10 protein-coding genes are annotated in these 14,180 nt (G+C 56.6%); 8 read left to right on the forward strand and 2 right to left on the reverse strand.

Annotated features, from left to right (window positions below; genetic code table 11):
- Nucleotides 1-38 precede the first annotated feature (38 nt).
- Entirely contained in the window at nucleotides 39-887 is an 849-nt protein-coding gene (locus BJP35_RS18485; RefSeq protein WP_047743097.1) for a MurR/RpiR family transcriptional regulator, read from the reverse strand.
- 118 nt (nucleotides 888-1,005) lie between these two features.
- Here BJP35_RS18485 and murQ point away from each other — a divergent pair, with 118 nt between their 5' ends.
- From murQ to tadA, 4 genes are read left to right on the forward strand one after another with little or no spacing between them, the layout of a single operon-like run.
- Nucleotides 1,006-1,899, forward strand: a complete 894-nt coding sequence (murQ, locus tag BJP35_RS18490) for an N-acetylmuramic acid 6-phosphate etherase (RefSeq protein ID WP_086463468.1) — start codon at nucleotides 1,006-1,008, stop codon at nucleotides 1,897-1,899.
- 11 nt (nucleotides 1,900-1,910) lie between these two features.
- Nucleotides 1,911-3,272, forward strand: coding sequence for a PTS transporter subunit EIIC (locus tag BJP35_RS18495; protein ID WP_014171204.1), 1,362 nt, complete (start codon nucleotides 1,911-1,913; stop codon nucleotides 3,270-3,272).
- A 3-nt stretch (nucleotides 3,273-3,275) separates the two neighbouring features.
- Entirely contained in the window at nucleotides 3,276-3,911 is a 636-nt protein-coding gene (yfhb, locus tag BJP35_RS18500) for a phosphatidylglycerophosphatase C (protein ID WP_020883009.1), read from the forward strand.
- Between the two features lie 24 nt (nucleotides 3,912-3,935).
- Nucleotides 3,936-4,475 carry a tRNA adenosine(34) deaminase TadA gene (tadA, locus tag BJP35_RS18505; protein ID WP_020883010.1) on the forward strand — a complete coding sequence of 180 codons (540 nt, stop codon included), beginning with the start codon at nucleotides 3,936-3,938 and terminating at the stop codon, nucleotides 4,473-4,475.
- Here the strand turns inward: tadA and mltF are convergent.
- Nucleotides 4,363-5,913, reverse strand: a complete 1,551-nt coding sequence (mltF, locus tag BJP35_RS18510) for a membrane-bound lytic murein transglycosylase MltF (RefSeq protein ID WP_014171200.1) — start codon at nucleotides 5,911-5,913, stop codon at nucleotides 4,363-4,365. The genes tadA and mltF overlap by 113 nt on opposite strands.
- A gap of 267 nt (nucleotides 5,914-6,180) precedes the next feature.
- On the opposite strand from mltF, the gene purL reads away from it, so the two are divergent.
- From purL to glrR, 4 genes are all read left to right on the forward strand, one after another.
- Nucleotides 6,181-10,068 carry a phosphoribosylformylglycinamidine synthase gene (gene purL, locus BJP35_RS18515; protein WP_047743092.1) on the forward strand — a complete coding sequence of 1,296 codons (3,888 nt, stop codon included), beginning with the start codon at nucleotides 6,181-6,183 and terminating at the stop codon, nucleotides 10,066-10,068.
- A 534-nt stretch (nucleotides 10,069-10,602) separates the two neighbouring features.
- Nucleotides 10,603-12,030, forward strand: coding sequence for a two component system sensor histidine kinase QseE/GlrK (gene qseE / locus BJP35_RS18520; protein ID WP_025203453.1), 1,428 nt, complete (start codon nucleotides 10,603-10,605; stop codon nucleotides 12,028-12,030).
- A 1-nt stretch (nucleotide 12,031) separates the two neighbouring features.
- Complete coding sequence (qseG, locus tag BJP35_RS18525; protein ID WP_014171197.1) at nucleotides 12,032-12,781, forward strand: two-component system QseEF-associated lipoprotein QseG; 750 nt, start codon at nucleotides 12,032-12,034, stop codon at nucleotides 12,779-12,781.
- On the forward strand, nucleotides 12,778-14,115 hold the full coding sequence (gene glrR, locus BJP35_RS18530; RefSeq protein WP_014171196.1) for a two-component system response regulator GlrR: 1,338 nt from the start codon (nucleotides 12,778-12,780) through the stop codon (nucleotides 14,113-14,115). Before qseG ends, glrR begins: the two co-directional genes overlap by 4 nt.
- The last annotated feature ends 65 nt before the right edge of the window (nucleotides 14,116-14,180 follow it).

Genomic DNA, 14,180 nt, shown 5'->3' on the forward strand with positions numbered 1-14,180 from the left:
AACACAAACAGGGCGGGCATTATACGCTCATTACCTGTTCAAACCAGTTTTTTTACCAGCTCTTCACTGTGCCGGATACGCTCTGGCGCGTGCTCCAGATCCTGTTGCACCAGGGCCATAAACAGCAGGTCGGTCAACATCATTTGCGCACTTGTCGAGGAGATCGCCGCGCTGCGCGTGGCCTGCTCTTCCGCGATAGTATATAAGCAGCGCGTAGCCCGCTGCTGCAGCGCGTTGGGAGTAAACCCGGTGATGGCCAGAATCTTACCGCCTACGCGTAAAACTTCATCGGTAGCCATATTGATCTCGCGGCGTTCGCCGGAATAGGAGATCGCCAGCAGCAGATCGTTAGCATCCATCGCCTGCACGGTCGCCAGCAGGGCGTGCATATCCTGCTCGACAATGGCGTTGTAACCTATTTTTGTCAGCTTCCAGCCAAAGTTACGTGCCACCAGTCCGGACGCGCCTATCCCGGTCAAAATAATACGTCGCGCTGCACGCAGCATCGCCACGCTTTCCAGTAATTTTTCTTCGGTATTCACATCAAGGGTGGCATGCATGGCCGCGACATTCTCTTTGATGAGCTTCTCTCCCACCAGACGCATCGGGTCATCGCCACGAATCTGATTATGTACCGGCATCGACTGCGGATTGGGGTTACTCACCAGGGCTTCGCTAATCGCCAGCTTGAGAGCCGGGAAGCCTTTAAAGCCAATCTTCTGGGCAAATTTTACCACGCTCGACTGACTCACTCCGGCCTCGCTCGCCAGCTGCTGCGAGCTGAGATGGCGGGCATGGTCGGGCTGAGAGAGCAGAAAATCCGCCAGCTTTTTATCGCTTTGAGCAAAGCCTGCATAACGCTGGCGAATGCGAATTAAACAGTTCATAGGTTCTCCTGGCGAAATTGTGATTGTCTGCGCAAATACGAATTTTGCTCGCCTGAATGAATTTTATATTCCATTATAGTGAGATTATTATGAATTAAAAATTCTTGAGGTACAAAAGATGAATCTTGGCTCACTTGTTTCTGAAACGCGTAACCCACAAACCATGGATCTGGATGCGCTCAGCACCCTGGAGCTGGTTAACCGTTTTAATCAACAGGATACGCTGGTCGCGCAGGCAGTGAAAGAGACATTACCCGAGGTGGCTAAAGCCGTCGATGCGGCGGCGGGAGCACTGAAGGCCGGTGGTCGCATTATCTACATGGGTGCCGGAACCAGCGGGCGTCTTGGTGTGCTGGATGCCTCTGAATGCCCGCCAACGTTTGGTGTGCCGCACGGTCTGGTGGTCGGGTTGATTGCTGGCGGCCCTGGCGCGCTGCTGAAAGCCGTGGAAGGGGCGGAAGACAACAAACAGCTCGGCGAGGATGACCTGAAGGGGCTAAATCTGACCGCTCAGGATCTGGTTGTTGGGCTGGCGGCCTCCGGGCGTACGCCGTACGTTATCGGCGGTCTGGAGTATGCCAACAAGACGGGCTGCACCACGGTGGCGATTTCCTGTAATCCTGGCTCGCCGATTGCGCAGGTCGCTGCTATCGCTATCTCTCCGGTTGTCGGCCCGGAAGCGTTAACCGGCTCTACGCGCCTTAAATCCGGCACCGCGCAAAAGCTGGTGCTCAACATGATCTCCACTGGCGCGATGGTGAAGTTTGGCAAGGTTTATCAGAACCTGATGGTGGATATGCAAGCGACCAACGTCAAGCTGGTGGACAGAGCCTGCCGTATGGTCATGGAAGCGACGGGAGCAAGCCGCGAAGAGGCGGAAGCGGTACTGAAACAAACCGATCACGATGTTAAACCGGCCATTCTGATGATCCTGAGCGGACTGGACGCTGCGGCCGCCAGAGCAAGGCTCAATGCCTATAACGGGTTCTTACGGGCGGCATTAGAAAACTAACAGAGGCGTGTATGGACAAAACAGCAGCGCTAGCCAGCGATATCCTGCAGGGGATCGGTGGGGAAAAAAATATTCAGCGTCTGGAAAACTGCATGACGCGCGTGCGCGTCGAGGTGCATAACGACGAGCAGCTTGATGTGCCGCGTCTGAAGCAGCTTTCCGGCGTGAGTGGTTACGTTAAACAGGGGCAACAGCACCAGCTGATTGTCGGGCCGGGAAAGGCGGCGCAGGTTGTGGATGCCATGCGTGCGCTGATGGTCGGCGGCGAAAGCGTGGCGATCGATGACGTCGAACGTACGAAGGCGCAGGCAAAGGCCCGATACAAAGCCCCCATGAGCGATGCGCTGCGACAACTGGCCAACGTCTTTATTCCGCTGATCCCGGCGTTTATTGCCTCTGGCTTAATCACCGGGATCATCAATATTCTTAAGCGTCCGGATATCGTAGGGGACTTCGCGACCCAGTATCCTAATTTATTAGGCATTCTCGGTATTTTCGGCAGCGCCGTGTTTGCCATCATGAACATTCTGGTGGGGGTCAACACCGCGAAGGTCTTTGGCGGCTCGCTGGCCATGGGCGGGGTGATGGCAGGTATTCTGTCCAGCCCACAACTGGCCCAGATAACCCTGTTTGGTGAGGCGCTCCAGCCTGGCCGCGGCGGGGTGATTGCCGTGCTGCTGGTGGTCATCCTGATGTGCTGGATCGAGAAGAAACTGCGCACCCTCCTGCCTGGATCAATTGAGCTGATCCTCAATCCACTGTTAACGACGTTAATCACCGGCAGCGTGGCTATTGTGGCGTTGCAACCGCTGGGGGGCTGGATCTCTGAGGCCATCGCCCATGGCGCATCGCTGGCTATCGATCGCGGCGGTCTGTTAGTGGGTGCCGTGCTGTCAGGCACCTTCTTGCCGCTGGTACTGACCGGTCTGCATCAGGGGCTGGTGCCGATCCACGTCGAGCTGGTACAGGCGCACGGTTACAACGCGCTGCTGCCCATCCTGTCGATGGCTGGCGTGGGGCAGGTCGGGGCGGCGATTGCCGTACTGATGAAAACCCGCAACGCGCGGCTGAAAAAAGTGATCAAAGGTGCGCTGCCGGTCGGATTACTCGGAATTGGCGAGCCGCTGATTTTCGGCGTCACGCTGCCGCTGGGGAAACCGTTCCTCGGTGCCTGCCTGGGAGGGGCGGTAGGCGGAGCGCTGATCAGCTACTGGAAAGTGGCAACGGTGATCACCTTCGGGATCTCCGGGCTGCCGCTGGCGCTCACCATCGTGACCGGAAAAGTTATGCTCTATCTGTTAGGCTATCTGGTAGCGGTGATCGCCGGGTTCCTGTTTACCTGGCTGTTAGGATTCAACGATCCAGAGGAGTAAGGTTTGGCAAATCACGAGCGTCGCGTTGTTTTTTTCGACCTGGACGGTACGCTGCATCAGCAGGATATGTTTGGTACGTTTATGCGCTACCTGCTGCGGCGTCAGCCTTTGAATGCGCTGCTCGTATTACCTCTCTTACCCGTAATTGGCATTGCGTTGCTGCTAAAAGGTCGGGCAGCGCGCTGGCCAATGAGCCTGTTGCTCTGGGGCTGTACCTTTGGACGCAGCGAAGCGCGGCTTAAACAGCTTCAGCAGGACTTTGTGCACTGGTTTCGCGGGCATGTGACCGCGTTTCCGGTTGTTCAGGCAAGGCTCACCAGCTATCTCGACGCGAACGATGCCGACATCTGGTTGATTACCGGATCCCCGCAAGCGCTGGTGGAACAGGTCTATTATGATACCCCGTGGCTGCCGCGGGTGAATCTTATCGCCACGCAAATTACCCGCGGGTATGGCGGATGGGTACTGACCATGCGCTGCCTGGGACATGAAAAGGTGGTGCAACTGGAGAAGCGAATCGGTACGCCACTGCGTCTTTACAGCGGCTACAGCGACAGCAAGCAGGACAACCCGCTGCTCTATTTTTGCCAGCATCGCTGGCGCGTCACGCCCGCAGGCGAACTTCAGCAACTCGAATAGTCTTATCTATAGCGGGTGTGTATAATGCCGCCCGCTTTTAGACTGGAGTATCAACCGTTGTGCAACCCTGAACGCGATCATGAATACTGGATGCGCCATGCGCTTACGCTTGCCCAGCGCGCCTGGGACGAGGGGGAAGTGCCCGTGGGTGCTGTGCTTGTCCACAATAACCAGGTGATAGGGGAAGGGTGGAACCGCCCGATTGGCCGTCACGATCCGACTGCGCACGCTGAAATCATGGCCCTTCGTCAGGGCGGAATGGTGCTGCAAAACTATCGTCTGCTTGATACTACGCTGTATGTCACGCTTGAGCCGTGCGTCATGTGTTCCGGCGCGATGGTGCATAGCCGTATCGGCACGCTGGTCTTTGGTGCGCGGGATGAAAAAACCGGAGCGGCCGGTTCGCTGATGGACGTACTGGGACACCCGGGAATGAACCACCAGGTGCAGACTATCGGTGGGGTACTTGCACCAGAGTGTGCGGGGCTATTAAGTGATTTCTTTCGAATGCGCCGTCAGCAGAAAAAGCAACAAAAGGCAGAATTGAAGTTGTCGGGCGAGTAAGTTCGTCCGGTGCCACCACCGGATAACTCTGGGCCAGCTGATTTGCCTCTGCCGCCTCTTTTTCCTTCTCCAGCAGATAACCCACCAGGCTAATCTGATATTTACGGATATTTTCCACGTAGGCGTAGGCTTCATGCCCGCGTGCGTAACCGTAGGTCAGCTTGTTGTACCACGGCTTCTGGCTCAACAGCGGCAGGCGCTGTTTTACGTCTGACCAGCTGTCCGGGTTACCTTTCGTTTTCGCCGTCAGCGCGCGCGCGTCAAGCATGTGCGCATAACCCATGTTGTAGGCTGCCAGCGCAAACCAGATCCGTTCCTCTTCAGGCACCGTCTCCGGCACTTTGCCCATCATATCCTGCAGATACCGTGCGCCGCCGCTGATGCTCTGTTCTGCATCGGTGCGGTCGGTCAGCCCAAGGCTCTGAGCGGTATTTTTAGTGAGCATCATTAAGCCGCGAACGCCAGTGGGCGAGGTGGCCTGAGTATCCCAGTGGGATTCCTGATAAGAGATCGCTGCCAGTAATCGCCAGTCGATCTCCTGGGCATACTTCTCAAATAACGGCTGCAGGTCTGGCAGCACGCTATCGACCGCGCGCAAGAAGCTTCGGGTATCGACGTAATCAAAATCGTCACCGTGGCCGAGGTATTTCTCTTCCAGACGCGCCAGCGTACCGTCTTCATTGATGGTGTTGAAGAAATCGAGCATCGCCGCAGAGAGGGTCTGATCGTCATCAAGCTGGCTAAACCAGGTCACCGGCTGTTCGTCTGTCACGTCCAGCGCCACCGCGATTTCGGGGTGCACGCGCTGGAAAAGGCTGATCGCGACCGAATCAGCGATGGTGTAGGGCAGTTTTTTATCTTTTACCTGGTCCAGCAGCTCAGTCGTACCGAGCTTAGGATCAACCGTCCAGCTCAGGTCCGGGAATTTCTTCTCCTTGAGCTCACGCAGATCGTCAATCACGACATGACCCGGGGCGATAGTCAACTGTTGTGCATTAATCGCCGCCAGCGTTCGCGGGCGCAGGCTCCCGACCCGGTAGACCAGCTGTTGCGAAACGGAGTAGTAGGTTGGGCCTGGCTGATAGTTCTTGCTGCGCTCGCTGTTGTACACCAGCCCGGCCGCAAGGATATCGGCATCGTTGTTATCCAGGTCATCAAACAGCTGGCTGATATTTTGACGGACGGTAATTTTGAGCTTCACGCCAAGATAGTCGGCAAACTGCTGCGCCAGTTCATAATCCAGGCCAATCGTTTTGCCGTTAATGTCGCTGTAAATCAGCGGCGAGTTGAGGGTACTGACGCGCAATTCCCCCCGCTCCTGTATGGCGGCGATACGGTTTTCGGCTTTACCGAACCAGGGGATGGAAGGCCAGAGGGCCACTGCCAGCAGCAACGTTACAATGCCGATGAGCAGATAATTAATCTTTAATTTTTTCAATTAGTTAATTCTCTGCGACGCCGGGTGCCTCAGTATGCTGTAGCCATGTTAAGAATAAGGTTTGCCATTGAATGAGCGGCATTTTGCGTAAAGTTACGCCACTTGGCAACAAATTAGAGAGAGAGGTCACATCTATTGTTAAACGTAAACGTTGATTTTATTTCGACGCAAACGGTTTCGTCGACGCTCAGGATTCTCTATAATGACGCCCGTTTTCCCCCCTTGCGCACACTGTAAGCGCCCCGGCGCTTCGAAGACGAGAGACTTATGATGGAAATTCTGCGTGGTTCGCCTGCACTGTCTGCCTTCCGTATCAATAAACTGCTGGCACGTTTTCAGGCAGCCGACCTTCCGGTAAGCAATATTTACGCTGAGTATGTCCATTTTGCTGACCTGAATGCACCCCTGAATGCAGAGGAGCGAGTACAGCTGGAACGCCTGCTCAAATATGGTCCAAGCCTGAGCAGTCATACGCCAACCGGCAAACTGATCCTTGCGACGCCTCGTCCAGGCACCATCTCCCCCTGGTCTTCCAAAGCCACCGACATCGCCCACAACTGTGGTCTGAACCAGATTAACCGTCTGGAGCGCGGCGTGGCGTACTACGTTGAAGCCTCTACCCTGACCGATGCGCAGTGGCAAACCGTTGCCGCTGAGCTGCACGACCGCATGATGGAGAGTGTCTTTGCCTCTCTGGACGATGCGCAGAAACTCTTCTCCCACCATCAGCCTGCGCCGGTACAGAGCGTCGATTTGCTGGGGCAGGGCCGTCAGGCGCTGATTGACGCCAACCTGCGTCTCGGTCTGGCACTGGCAGAAGACGAAATTGACTACCTGCAGGATGCGTTTGTTAAGCTGAACCGCAACCCGAACGACATCGAACTTTACATGTTCGCTCAGGCAAACTCTGAGCACTGCCGTCACAAGATTTTCAACGCCGACTGGATTATCGACGGTGAAGAGCAGCCGAAGTCGCTGTTCAAAATGATCAAAAACACCATGGAAAAAACGCCTGACCACGTGCTGTCTGCCTACAAAGACAACGCCGCGGTGATGGAAGGTTCTGACGTGGGCCGCTTCTTCGCCGATCGCGAAGCAGGGCGCTATGATTTCCATCAGGAGCCGGCGCATATCCTGATGAAAGTCGAAACGCATAACCACCCGACGGCGATCTCGCCGTGGCCGGGTGCGGCGACCGGGTCTGGCGGGGAAATCCGCGACGAAGGCGCAACCGGACGGGGTGCTAAACCAAAAGCCGGTCTGGTCGGTTTCTCCGTCTCCAACCTGCGCATCCCGGGCTTTGAACAGCCGTGGGAAGAGGATTTCGGCAAGCCGGAACGTATTGTGACCGCGCTGGATATCATGACCGAAGGCCCACTGGGCGGGGCGGCGTTCAACAATGAATTTGGACGTCCTGCGCTGAACGGTTACTTCCGTACCTACGAAGAGAAAGTGGAGAGCCACAACGGCGAAGAGCTGCGCGGCTATCACAAACCGATCATGCTGGCTGGCGGGATCGGTAACATTCGCGCCGATCACGTGCAAAAAGGCGAGATCGTAGTCGGTGCGAAGCTGATCGTTCTGGGTGGCCCGGCAATGAACATCGGCCTGGGCGGCGGGGCTGCCTCCTCTATGACCTCCGGTCAGTCTGATGCGGATCTCGATTTTGCATCCGTACAGCGTGATAACCCGGAGATGGAACGCCGTTGCCAGGAGGTCATTGACCGCTGCTGGCAGTTGGGTGATGCCAACCCCATCCTCTTTATTCACGACGTAGGCGCGGGCGGTCTGTCCAACGCCATGCCGGAGCTGGTCAGTGACGGTGGTCGTGGCGGTCGTTTCAACCTGCGCGACATCCTGAGTGATGAGCCAGGCATGAGCCCGCTGGAAATCTGGTGTAACGAATCCCAGGAACGTTATGTTCTGGCCATCGCTGCCGATCAGTTGCCGCTGTTTGACGAGCTGTGCCGCCGCGAGCGTGCCCCGTATGCCGTCATCGGTGAAGCGACCGAAGAGCTGCACCTGTCCCTGAGCGACACCCATTTCGACAACCAGCCGATCGATCTGCCGCTGGACGTGTTGCTCGGTAAAACGCCGAAGATGACCCGCGACGTTGAGACCCGTAAAGCAGCTGGCAAAGCGCTGGATCGTCAGGGCATTACCGTGGCTGACGCGGTCAATCGCGTTCTGCACCTGCCGGCCGTGGCGGAGAAAACCTTCCTGGTCACCATCGGCGACCGTACCGTGACCGGTATGGTGTCGCGCGATCAGATGGTTGGCCCGTGGCAGATCCCGGTGGCTAACTGTGCCGTCACCACCGCGAGTCTCGACAGCTACTACGGTGAAGCGATGGCGCTGGGCGAACGTACCCCGGTCGCTCTGCTGGACTTCGCCGCGTCTGCTCGCCTTGCCGTTGGTGAAGCACTGACCAACATTGCCGCAACGCAGATTGGCGACATTAAACGTATCAAACTTTCCGCGAACTGGATGGCCGCAGCGGGCCACCCGGGCGAAGATGCGGGCCTGTATGAAGCCGTGAAGGCGGTGGGTGAAGAGCTCTGCCCGGCACTCGGCCTGACCATTCCGGTGGGTAAAGACTCCATGTCGATGAAGACCCGCTGGCAGGAGGGTAACGAGCAGCGCGAGATGACCTCTCCGCTGTCGCTGATCATCTCCGCGTTTGCCCGCGTAGAAGACGTGCGCCATACCGTGACGCCACAGCTGGTGACTGAAGATAACGCCCTGCTGCTGATTGACCTGGGTAAAGGCCATAACGCACTAGGAGCGACCGCGCTGGCGCAGGTTTATCGTCAGCTGGGTGATAAGCCGGCAGATGTGCGTGATGTGGCGCAGTTAAAAGGTTTCTACGACGCCATCCAGGCCCTAGTGGCACAGCGTAAACTGCTGGCCTACCACGACCGTTCCGACGGCGGCCTGCTGGTTACTCTGGCTGAGATGGCCTTCACCGGCCACTGCGGTGTCGAAGCGAACATCGCGACGCTGGGCGAGGATCGTCTGGCGGCGCTGTTTAACGAAGAACTGGGCGCGGTGATTCAGGTGCGTGCCGCAGATCGTGACGCGGTTGAAAGCGTACTGGCTCAGCACGGCCTGGCAGATTGCGTGCATTATCTGGGTAAAGCCGTGCAGGGCGACCGCTTTGTCATTGAAGCGGATGGCCACGCGGTGTTCAGCGAGAGCCGTTCTACACTGCGTATGTGGTGGGCTGAAACCACCTGGCAGATGCAGCGCCTGCGTGACAACCCGGAGTGTGCCGATCAGGAACACAACGCGAAGGCTAACGACAACGATCCTGGCCTGAACGTGAAGCTCTCCTTCGACATCAACGAAGATATCGCCGCGCCGTACATTGCGACCGGCGCGCGTCCGAAAGTGGCCGTACTGCGTGAGCAGGGCGTCAACTCCCACGTTGAGATGGCTGCTGCCTTCTACCGTGCGGGTTTTGATGCCATCGACGTTCACATGAGCGACCTGCTGGCCGGGCGTACCGGTCTGGAAGATTTCCAGGCGCTGGTCGCCTGCGGTGGTTTCTCTTACGGCGACGTGCTGGGTGCAGGTGAGGGTTGGGCGAAGTCCATCCTCTTCAACAGCCGTGTCCGCGACGAGTTTGAAACCTTCTTCCACCGTCCGCAAACGCTGGCGCTGGGCGTATGTAATGGTTGCCAGATGATGTCCAACCTGCGCGAGCTGATCCCCGGTAGCGAAGCCTGGCCGCGCTTTGTGCGTAACCAGTCTGACCGCTTTGAAGCGCGTTTCAGCCTCGTGGAAGTGACCCAAAGCCCGTCTCTGCTGCTGCAGGGCATGGTAGGGTCGCAGATGCCCATCGCCGTTTCCCATGGCGAAGGCCAGGTTGAAGTGCGCGATGCAGCTCATCTGGCTCAGCTTGAAAGCAAAGGCCTGGTGGCGCTGCGCTTTGTCGATAACTTCGGCAAGGTGACAGAATCCTACCCGGCTAACCCGAACGGTTCGGTGAACGGTATCACTGCGGTGACCAGCGAAAGCGGTCGTGCGACCATTATGATGCCGCACCCGGAACGTGTGTTCCGTACCGTGAGCAACTCCTGGCACCCGGAAAACTGGGGCGAGGACAGCCCGTGGATGCGTATCTTCCGTAATGCGCGTAAACAGCTAGGTTAAGCGTACCGCTACTTCCACAGCAGGCCCGGTGCGCGAAAACGCCACCGGGCTTTTTTGTGCCTGTCGCAAAACCGCGACAATCCGCTATTCGTGGTGTCTCCAAAAGGAGACATTTAACTCATTGAATTCTATAGGGTGTGGTGGGTTGTCGTTAAGGTGTTGCTTTTTAGCGACACTTAGCCTGGAAATCATTCAGCGGGCAATTAACGGCATAATTGCATAAAATATTTAAATATCAACAAGATAATTTATTGTTTTGCATTATGGCACGAGTGTTGCATAATATTAATCAGTGGCTCATTCACCTTCTTATGTCAGCCCCTTCGGGACGTGCTACATAAACTTCGAATGACGCACAAAAAGGTGCCTGCCGTCCAACTACTGATCATAGCGTTGCTTTATCAGGCCAGGGCGAAACGTCGAGTTAGGCACCGCCTCATTCCATGACAAAGCCGGGTTTTTACCCGGCTTTGTTGTATCTGAAGGGCAGACTCAGTTACGCTCTCTTCAAACCCCGATAAAGAGAGTAATGCGTTGAAACGCTGGCCCGTTTTTCCTCGTTCCCTGCGACAGCTTGTCATGATGGCCTTTCTGCTGATCCTGCTGCCTTTGCTGATCCTGGCATGGCAGGCGTGGCAGAGTCTCAACGCGTTGAGTGCGCAGGCGGCACTGACTAACCGCACGACGCTGATCGACGCCCGACGCAGTGAAGCGATGACTAACGCCGCGCTGGAGATGGAACGCAGCTATCGGCAGTACTGCGTGCTTGACGATCCTACTCTGGAAAAGGTCTATCAGAATCAACGTAAACGCTACAGTGAAATGCTGGACGCCCATGCAGGGGTGCTGCCGGACGATAAGCTTTATCAGGCGTTACGTCAGGATTTGAACGATCTGGCGCAACTGCAGTGTAAGAACAGCGGCCCGGATGCCGCAGCGGCTGCCCGTCTGGAAGCCTTTGCGAATGCCAATACCGAGATGGTGCAGTCTACCCGCACGGTTATCTTCTCTCGTGGGCAACAGCTGCAGCAGGAGATTGCGGAACGTGGCCAGTTCTTTGGCTGGCAGGCGCTGGTGCTGTTCCTCGTCAGCCTCGGTCTGGTTCTGCTCTTTACCCGCATGATCATCGGCCCGGTGAAGGGTATCCAGCGCATGATTAACCGCCTGGGCGAGGGGAAGTCTCTCGGGGATACGGTCGCCTTTAAAGGCCCGCGCGAGTTGCGCTCTGTTGGCCAGCGCATTATCTGGCTTTCTGAACGTCTGGCATGGCTGGAATCCCAGCGCCATCAGTTCTTGCGCCATATTTCCCATGAGCTTAAAACGCCTCTTGCCAGCATGCGCGAAGGAACGGAACTGCTGGCGGATGAAGTGGCGGGGCCGCTTACGCCCGAACAGAAAGAGATTGTCGACATCCTGGATGCCAGCAGCCGCAATCTGCAAAAGCTGATTGAGCAATTGCTGGACTATAACCGCAAGCTGGCGGATGGCGCGGTGGTGCTGGAAAACGTCGATATTGCGCCGCTGGTGGATATGGTGATCTCCGCCCATAGCTTGCCAGCAAGAGCTAAAATGATGCATACCGGGGTGGAGCTCAGTGAGCCAACCTGCCTCGCGGAACCGATGCTGTTGATGAGCGTTCTGGATAATCTTTACTCCAATGCGGTGCACTATGGTACTGAATCCGGTAACATTTATATCCGAAGTTATACGAATGGTTCACGGGTGTTTATTGACGTCGCTAACACCGGCACTCCAATCCCTGATGACGAAAAAACCATGATCTTTGAACCCTTTTTCCAGGGAAGTCATCAGCGGAAAGGGGCGGTAAAAGGAAGTGGGCTGGGCCTGAGTATTGCCCGGGACTGCATACGACGCATGCAGGGTGAGCTGAAAATTGCCACGGACGAACGGTCAGATGTTTGCTTCCGTATTGAACTGCCCCTGAGCCGGAAAAATCAATGAAATGAATCTATGCCTGGTGAGTATGTCACACGTCTTTTCCCGCGCCGTGCGCGCGGTGTTTTCCAGCAATATGTTTCGCCTGAGCCTGCCCTGTTTATTTCTGGCGGGCTGTGTTTCCCATGTGCCGCAAAGTGCGATTAGCGATAAACAACAAGATAAATGGCCAGATAATCAGCTGGCAGATTTCCTGTCGACCCGCTGTGACGACATCTGGAATCTGTCGGGGCATGACGTCGAGAGCAATCCGCTGTTCTGGCTACGTGGAATAGATTGCGCCCAGCGTCTGGCGCCGGTTGAGGCGCGCTCGCAAGCGGCGATGCTCAGTGACGATACCTGGCAGGACGCGTTCAAGCGTGGGATTTTACTCGCGGATGCGAAAATCACCCCCGTCGAGCGTCGCACCAACGTCACGCGGCTGGACACGTTTGTCGGAAATCTTCCGGCGCAGGTGCGCCCGGTGTATCAGCTCTGGCGTGATGGTCAGGCGTTACAACTGCAGTTGTCTGAAGAGCGTTTTCGCTACAGCAAATTACAGCAATCCACCGACAGCGAGCTTGATACGCTGCGCCAGCAGGAGCAGCACTTGCGTGCTCAACTGGATACCACGACGCGCAAGCTTGAAAACCTGACCGACATCGAAAGGCAGCTCTCGACGCGTAAACCGGCCGGAAATTATCTGCCTGACGCGCCAAAAGGGTCAGCCGCGACGCCAGACGGTGATGCGCAGAAACAAGAGGATGTGAAGCCATGACAAGCCGAAAACCTGCCCATCTCTTACTGGTGGATGACGATCCGGGGCTGTTAAAGCTGCTGGGGATGCGTCTGGTCAGTGAAGGCTACAGCGTGGTGACGGCTGAAAGCGGGCAGGAGGGGCTGAAAGTCCTGAGCCGCGAGAAGGTTGATCTGGTGATTAGCGACCTGCGAATGGATGAAATGGATGGCCTGCAGCTGTTCGCGGAGATCCAGAAGCAGCAGCCTGGCATGCCGGTGATCATCCTGACGGCGCACGGATCGATTCCGGATGCCGTTGCCGCGACGCAGCAGGGGGTATTCAGCTTCCTCACCAAGCCGGTAGATAAAGATGCCCTCTATAAGGCTATCGACAGCGCGCTTGAGCACGCGGCTCCGTCGAATGATGAAGCGTGGCGGGAGTCTATCGTCACCCGCAGCCCGATTATGCTGCGTCTGCTCGAACAGGCCCGTATGGTGGCGCAGTCAGACGTTAGCGTGCTGATTAACGGCCAGAGCGGTACCGGGAAAGAGATCCTTGCCCAGGCTATCCATAACGCCAGCCCGCGCAGCAAAAACGCCTTTATCGCGATTAACTGTGGTGCGCTCCCTGAACAACTGCTTGAGTCTGAACTGTTTGGTCATGCCCGCGGGGCGTTCACCGGGGCGGTGAGCAGCCGGGAAGGGCTTTTCCAGGCGGCAGAAGGCGGCACACTTTTCCTGGACGAGATTGGCGATATGCCGGCACCGCTGCAGGTCAAATTGCTGCGTGTTTTGCAGGAGCGAAAAGTGCGCCCCCTCGGCAGTAACCGCGATATCGATATTAACGTGCGTATCATTTCGGCCACGCACCGCGATTTACCAAAAGTCATGGCGCGCAACGAGTTTCGTGAAGATCTCTACTACCGTCTGAACGTGGTGAACCTGAAAATTCCAGCACTGGCCGAGCGGGCGGAAGATATTCCGCTGCTGGCAAACCATCTTTTGCGCCAGGCGGCCGATCGGCATAAGCCTTTTGTCCGGGCGTTTTCCACCGATGCGATGAAACGGCTGATGGCTGCAAGCTGGCCGGGCAACGTGCGCCAGTTGGTGAACGTTATTGAACAGTGCGTGGCGCTGACCTCGTCACCCGTCATTAGCGACGCGCTGGTGGAGCAGGCGCTGGAAGGGGAAAACACCGCGCTGCCGACGTTTGCAGAAGCGCGTAATCAGTTCGAACTGAACTATCTGCGCAAGCTCCTGCAGATAACCAAAGGCAACGTAACCCATGCGGCGCGTATGGCCGGGCGCAACCGTACCGAGTTCTACAAGCTGCTCTCCCGCCATGAGCTGGAAGCAAACGATTTTAAAGAGTAGTACCGCAAAATCTGAATGAGTATGATACTGTGAGCAACCGATTACGAAGCAGCTTACAGGCAAGA

The organism is Enterobacter sp. J49 (assembly GCF_002148625.1).
Lineage (GTDB): Bacteria > Pseudomonadota > Gammaproteobacteria > Enterobacterales > Enterobacteriaceae > Enterobacter > Enterobacter ludwigii.

Bases quoted from the DNA above. Each gene is read 5' to 3' on its own strand.
- murQ (WP_086463468.1), top strand. From the start codon at position 1,006: ATGAATCTTGGCTCACTTGTTTCTGAAACGCGTAACCCACAAACCATG.
- glrR (WP_014171196.1), top strand. From the start codon at position 12,778: ATGACAAGCCGAAAACCTGCCCATCTCTTACTGGTGGATGACGATCCG.
- purL (WP_047743092.1), top strand. From the start codon at position 6,181: ATGATGGAAATTCTGCGTGGTTCGCCTGCACTGTCTGCCTTCCGTATC.
- BJP35_RS18485 (WP_047743097.1), bottom strand. From the start codon at position 887: ATGAACTGTTTAATTCGCATTCGCCAGCGTTATGCAGGCTTTGCTCAA.
- qseG (WP_014171197.1), top strand. From the start codon at position 12,032: ATGAATCTATGCCTGGTGAGTATGTCACACGTCTTTTCCCGCGCCGTG.
- BJP35_RS18495 (WP_014171204.1), top strand. From the start codon at position 1,911: ATGGACAAAACAGCAGCGCTAGCCAGCGATATCCTGCAGGGGATCGGT.
- tadA (WP_020883010.1), top strand. From the start codon at position 3,936: ATGCCGCCCGCTTTTAGACTGGAGTATCAACCGTTGTGCAACCCTGAA.